Origin of the sequence: Komagataeibacter melaceti (assembly GCF_003403295.1) — a bacterium.
GTDB lineage: Bacteria > Pseudomonadota > Alphaproteobacteria > Acetobacterales > Acetobacteraceae > Komagataeibacter > Komagataeibacter melaceti.
Window position 1 is genome coordinate 1 of record NZ_QUWV01000005.1, and the last position, 5,394, is coordinate 5,394.

Annotated in this window: 4 protein-coding genes; all 4 read right to left on the reverse strand. The window is 65.6% G+C overall.

The window, feature by feature from the left end:
* Positions 1–459: 459 nt before the first annotated feature.
* Complete coding sequence (locus DY926_RS00985) at positions 460–1,038, reverse strand: DNA-3-methyladenine glycosylase I (protein ID WP_241502984.1); 579 nt, start codon at positions 1,036–1,038, stop codon at positions 460–462.
* Positions 1,039–1,748: 710 nt separating this feature from the next.
* Positions 1,749–3,929 carry a pyrroloquinoline quinone-dependent dehydrogenase gene (locus tag DY926_RS00990; RefSeq protein WP_116701675.1) on the reverse strand — a complete coding sequence of 727 codons (2,181 nt, stop codon included), beginning with the start codon at positions 3,927–3,929 and terminating at the stop codon, positions 1,749–1,751.
* 14 nt (positions 3,930–3,943) lie between these two features.
* A complete protein-coding gene (locus tag DY926_RS00995) occupies positions 3,944–4,330 on the reverse strand; it encodes a glycerol dehydrogenase (RefSeq protein WP_116701676.1) in 387 nt (128 codons plus the stop codon).
* Between the two features lie 594 nt (positions 4,331–4,924).
* A partial coding sequence (locus DY926_RS01000; protein ID WP_186336032.1) for a formate dehydrogenase accessory sulfurtransferase FdhD occupies positions 4,925–5,394 on the reverse strand: 470 nt, incomplete at its 5' end.

Consider the following 5,394-nt stretch of genomic DNA (forward strand, 5'->3'; position numbering starts at 1 on the left):
CCTGCCTGCCCGCCCGGCCCCGTCCGGCGTGGCAGGTTTTTTTTGGCCTGATCCCGGCAAAAAATCACGCCACCCCACGGATCAGGCACGCGGGAACCGGACCATCACGCCACAGGCAACATGAAGGACAGCAGCAACGCCCGCATGCGCGGCGCGACTATTCATGCCCCACGCCCTGCGCGGCGTAGTAGAAGCTGGCAGGGTCATGCCGGAACCGGACAGCACGGGGAAAGCAGCAACCGTATGCGCGGGCAGCTTTTCATGTCTCCGTGCCGGATGCGGTGTAGCGGGAACATGCAGGATCGCGCGGGAACCGGGGCAACGTGGCCATGGGCAGGCATCCGCGCCCGTATCCGGCCCCTGCGCCGGGCAAAACAGGCAGGCGGTTTTTCACGCTCTCACACCGGGGCCGGCTTCATGGCTGCGGATCGGCCCCCGGCGGCATACGCAGCCTGCCTTTCACCCCTCCCCACCCTGCGCGCCGTAGCGGAAGCAGGCGGGGTCGTGGTCGTCTATCATTCCGGCGGCCTGCATCCAGGCATAGGCAATGACCGGCCCGACAAAGCGGAACCCCCGCGCCCGCAGTGCGGCGGACATGGCGTGTGACAGCGGCGAGGACGCCTGCACCCGTCCCGTCATGTTGCGCACCGGGCCATCGGGCAGCATGCCCCATGCGAAGGCCGCGAAATCCTGCCCCCCGTCGCGCATGGCGACATAGGCGCGGGCATTGCCAATGGCGGCCACGATCTTGGCGCGGGCGCGGATGATGCCCGGATCGGCCATCAGGCGCTCTACATCATCGGGTGTGAAGGCGGCCACACGGTCTGGGTCGAAACCGGCAAAGGCCCGGCGGAACCCCTCACGCCGCTTCAGCACCGTGCGCCATGACAGCCCGGCCTGAAACCCCTCCAGCACCAGCATTTCCCATAACTGGCGGCTGTCATGCACCGGCTGGCCCCATTCATGGTCGTGATAGGCCATCATCATCGCATCGGCCTGCGCCCAGCCGCAGCGCGGTCTGGCGGGTGGCGTGGTCATGGCCTGCGCCCGGAATGTGGCGACAGCGCCCGTGGGGCCGCGCGCCATGCCCGGCACGGAAGGCGGCGTAGTCCTGATACGCTGTTGCTGGCCGGTGGCGCGGCCCGGTCACGGCTATGCCCGGCGGGCGCGCAATTCAGCGTGGATGACATGGACTGCATGCGTGCCCCCTTTCCGTTCACGGGACAATAGGCCCTGACATGGGGTTTTCCAACACAGCCACGAGGGAAAGGCCGCCTGCCGCCATGAATATGGACAGGACAGTCCATATACAGAAACGGGATGTGAAATGTCCGGCCGCAGGCGTGGCTTCAATGGAGGGCCACGGCATGAAAGCTGGCAGCCTTTCATGGTCTCCCCACGGGTCTGTGCCCAAGGCATGACACCGGAGCGGACGGCGCGGGGTTTTTGTCAGGCCCGTATCCCCGCCCCTGCCGGGCCAGCGGATATGCCGGAGGATAGTGATTGCTTCGTGCAGGCGCAGGGCCTTGCCCCGGCTGGCTCCTGCTCATGATCGTCATGGCGGACCATTCGCGGCCTGCGCCCGGCTGAAACGCTGCGGGAATGGCCTGCCGGAGTGCTGGTGCCGGAGTGCCGGAACGGGCACCCTGCCACGCCGCGCCCGCCTGCCGCCCCGCCCGTGGGCCGGGCATGAAAAAACCGGGGCCACTTTACGCGGCCCCGGTTCCGTCAGGTCAGTGCGGGCAGGATCAGTTCACGTTATCCAGCGCATAGACCACCAGGTCATCCGTCACCGGCGTCATCATGAAGTGATGGCCGCCTGCCATGATCGCGACGTACTGCTTGCCCTTGTACTCATACGTCATGGGTGTGGCCTGTCCGCCGCCGGGCAGGACATCGTTCCACACTTCCTTGCCGGTATGCAGGTCAAAGGCATGGATCATGTTGTCGGTCGTGGCGGCAACAAAAATCAGCCCACCCGCCGTAATGACCGGGCCGCCGTTATTGGGCGTGCCGATGGTCAGCGGCAGGTGCGTGGGCAGGCCGAACGGCCCGTTGGCCCGCGCGCTGCCCAGCGGGTGCTGCCACAGCACCTTCTGCGTGTGCATGTCTATGGCAGTGATCATGCCATAGGGCGGGCGGTTGCACATCATGCCGGTATATTCATCCCAGAACGGCGAGACGACAATGCCGTACGGCGTTTCCGCCATGGCGCCAGCACCCTCGGCCCCGCCGCCGCCGGGCTTGTAGTTGGGGTCATCCACCGGCATCAGGCCCAGCTTGTCCGCCTTCTTGCGGCTGACGAGCTGGTCATACATGGGCGTGTTGTTCCAGTTGGCGATCAGGATGCCCGTCTTCTCGTCATACGCAACGCTGCCCCAGTCGGACCCGCCGTTATAGCCCGGATATTCCAGCCACGGCTTGGTGATGCTGGGCGGCGTGAACTCACCCACATAATTGGCGCGGCGGAACTTCAGGCGGCAGTAAAGCTGGTCGATGGGGGACATGCCCCACATGTCGGCTTCCTTGAGCGGGGCAAAGCCAAGGCGCGGCATGCCAACCGACCACGGCTGGGTGGGCGAGCGCGGGTCATCCGCCACATTGCCCGGTGATGGCGCGGGGCGTTCTTCCACCGGCAGCACCGGCTCGCCCGTGCGGCGGTCCAGCACGAAGGTCTGGCCACGCTTGGTGGGCATGATCAGCGCCGGGACGGTGCTGCCATCAGGCTTGGTAAAGTCCATGAGCGTGGGCTGGGAGCCGATGTCGTAATCCCACACATCCTTGTGCACGGTCTGGAACACCCAGCGTGGCTCGCCCGTTTTTACGTCGATCGCCACCACGGCGGAGGATACCTTGTTCTCCGCCGGCGAGCGCATGGCGCTGTAGTAATCGGCGGCCGAGTTGCCGGTGGGCACGTAAACCAGCCCCAGCGCGTTGTCACCAATCATTGCGGCCCACGAATTGGGGGTGCCGCGGCTGTAGTGCTCGCCTTCCTTCGGCTCGCCATGTTCGTGCGGGCGGTTGACATCCCATGCCCACAGGAAGCGCCCGGTCTCGGCATCGTAACCACGGATCACGCCCGAGGGCGCCCAGCGGCGCTGGCCATCGAGGATTTCCTGGTTGGTGATGATCGCCCCGTTCACGATGGGCGGCGGCGCGGTTTCCGCCACGAAGCCCGGCACGGATTCACCCATGCCCTTCATCAGGTTGACCTGGCCGTGGTAGCCAAAGCCCTCGCACAGCTTGCCGTCCTCGCTGTCCACCTCGATCAGGCGTTCATCCAGCGTGGCCTCAAGGATGCGGTTGTGGCAGTGTTCCCCTTCCGGCACGGTGGAGGAGGTGTAGTACACCACCGCCTTGCACGCCGCGGTGTAGGGGATGCTGTCGTATTTCTCGTTCGCGTGGAAGTGCCACACTTCCTTGCCCGTGGCCGGGTCGATCCGCATCATGTCATTCTGGGCGGAACACAGGTACAGCCCGTCACCCACCTTGATGGGCGTGGTCTCGGCCGCCCATTTGTTCACCTGCCCCGGCGCGGGCTTGCTGCCGGTGTGGTAGATGAACGCCCGGTGCAGGTGGCTGACATTGGCGGGCGTGATCTGGTCCAGCGGGGAGAAGCGGGTGGCGCGGTCATCGCGCCCGTAGGCGGGCCAGTCATCATGCGTGGGCGCGGCGGTGACCTGTGCCACGGCGGGCGTGGCCTCGCTGGGTTCGGCGGGCGGGCCGTCGGGAATGTTGGCCGCGTTCACGCCCGGCGCCTGCGGTGCGTTGGGCGGGGGTGGGGCGAACTGGTCGGCCGGTGGCGCGGATTCATTGCCAGCGGTGGCGTTGCCCTCACCGGGCGGCTGGCTTGTGGGCGGCACCTGCGCCATGGCGAGGGTGGCCGTGCCGGCAATGATGGTCGCACCCATAAGCAGGGCGCGCAGCATGGATTTGGGGGGCATTACGCGGCCTTTCCTGCGGGGAATGTGGAGCGTTCCTGCAGGCGCCGCAGCGTGGGCAGGCTGGCCAGTACGGCAATGGCGATCAGCGTGGGGCCGAGCACGCGGGGCAGCAGGCCCCAGCCGTCAAACCCGACCTCCCACAATGCCCAGACCCATGTCACGGCATAGGCCGCAAGGTACAGCGCCGCCCCCGCGACGCGGCCCATGGCCATGAGGATTCCGGCGATGGTAATGGCCAGCCCGCACAGGACATAGTACCAGGACCCCCCGATAAACGCGAGTTCGGCCCCCATGTACACCAGCGGCAGGCCAAGAAGGATGATGATGACGGCCAGCACGAGCGTCGCCCATCCGGCGGCGCCCCTTGGCCCAGTCAAAGACGACATGATGGACATTCCTTTCCTGTCATGCGGAGGAAGCTAGGCGCGCACGTATTAAAAACAAAAAAACGAAATCGCGATTTTGGTAACAAGTTTATTATTGTTTGCGCGGATCGGGTATTCCACAAAAATCTGAATAACGCCATGTAACTTTTAGGGGTGTTAAGTACTTAGTTCCCATTCCGCTCTCCCCGCCGCACCGGGCGTGGCACGGGGTGCCTGCGCTGCATGGCCCCGGATGAAATAAAAATACATGAAATGCACGTAAAATGTGGATATTCCTGCGCGGAATGTCCGGGTTTATTTGCGTTTATATTTATTAATGCTTTCTTTACCACTGCCGGGCGGGACAGGCACCGCCCCGATCCTGACCATCCCCCGCACCTGAACCCGCCCCGCGCGGAGGGCGGTAGAGGGCGCATGACCTCACCCCCGTTTTCCCATAATGCTGATCCATGGCACCAGTTGTCATGGACACCGGCGCTGCGGGTCGTTTCGTGCCGCGCCCATGCCCCCCGGCAGGGGGCGAAATCATTCCGCAGGCCGGGAGAACGCCGCCTTTTTGAAAAAAGGCGGCACCCAGAAACTTTTATCCGTTTTTCAGTCAGTTTCCATGCGGGGCAGCATGATGCCGCTCTCCCGCGCCGGGGCCAGCAATGTCAGCCCCGATGCCGCCGCCACGCGCAGCGCCCGCGCCGTGGGGGCCGACACGGCGGCCAGCGCGGGCATGCCCGCCATGATCGCCTTATGCGCCATTTCATACGAACAGCGGCTGGTGACAAGGCAGAACCCGCGCCCGAAATCCACCCCGCCGCGCAGCCCCGCGCCAATCAGCTTGTCCAGCGCGTTATGGCGGCCCACATCCTCACGCACATGGGCAATGCCACCATCGGGCATGCACCACGCGGCGGCGTGCAGCATGTGGGTGCGCGCGTTGAGCTCCTGCCGCGCCCGCAACCCGCCCAGTGCATGGCGCACGGCGGCGGGGTCCGGCGGGGCGTGCGGCACGGTGGGGGCCGGGCGGTCAAGCACCTCCTGCGCATCAGTGCCGCATATGCCGCAGCCTGTCC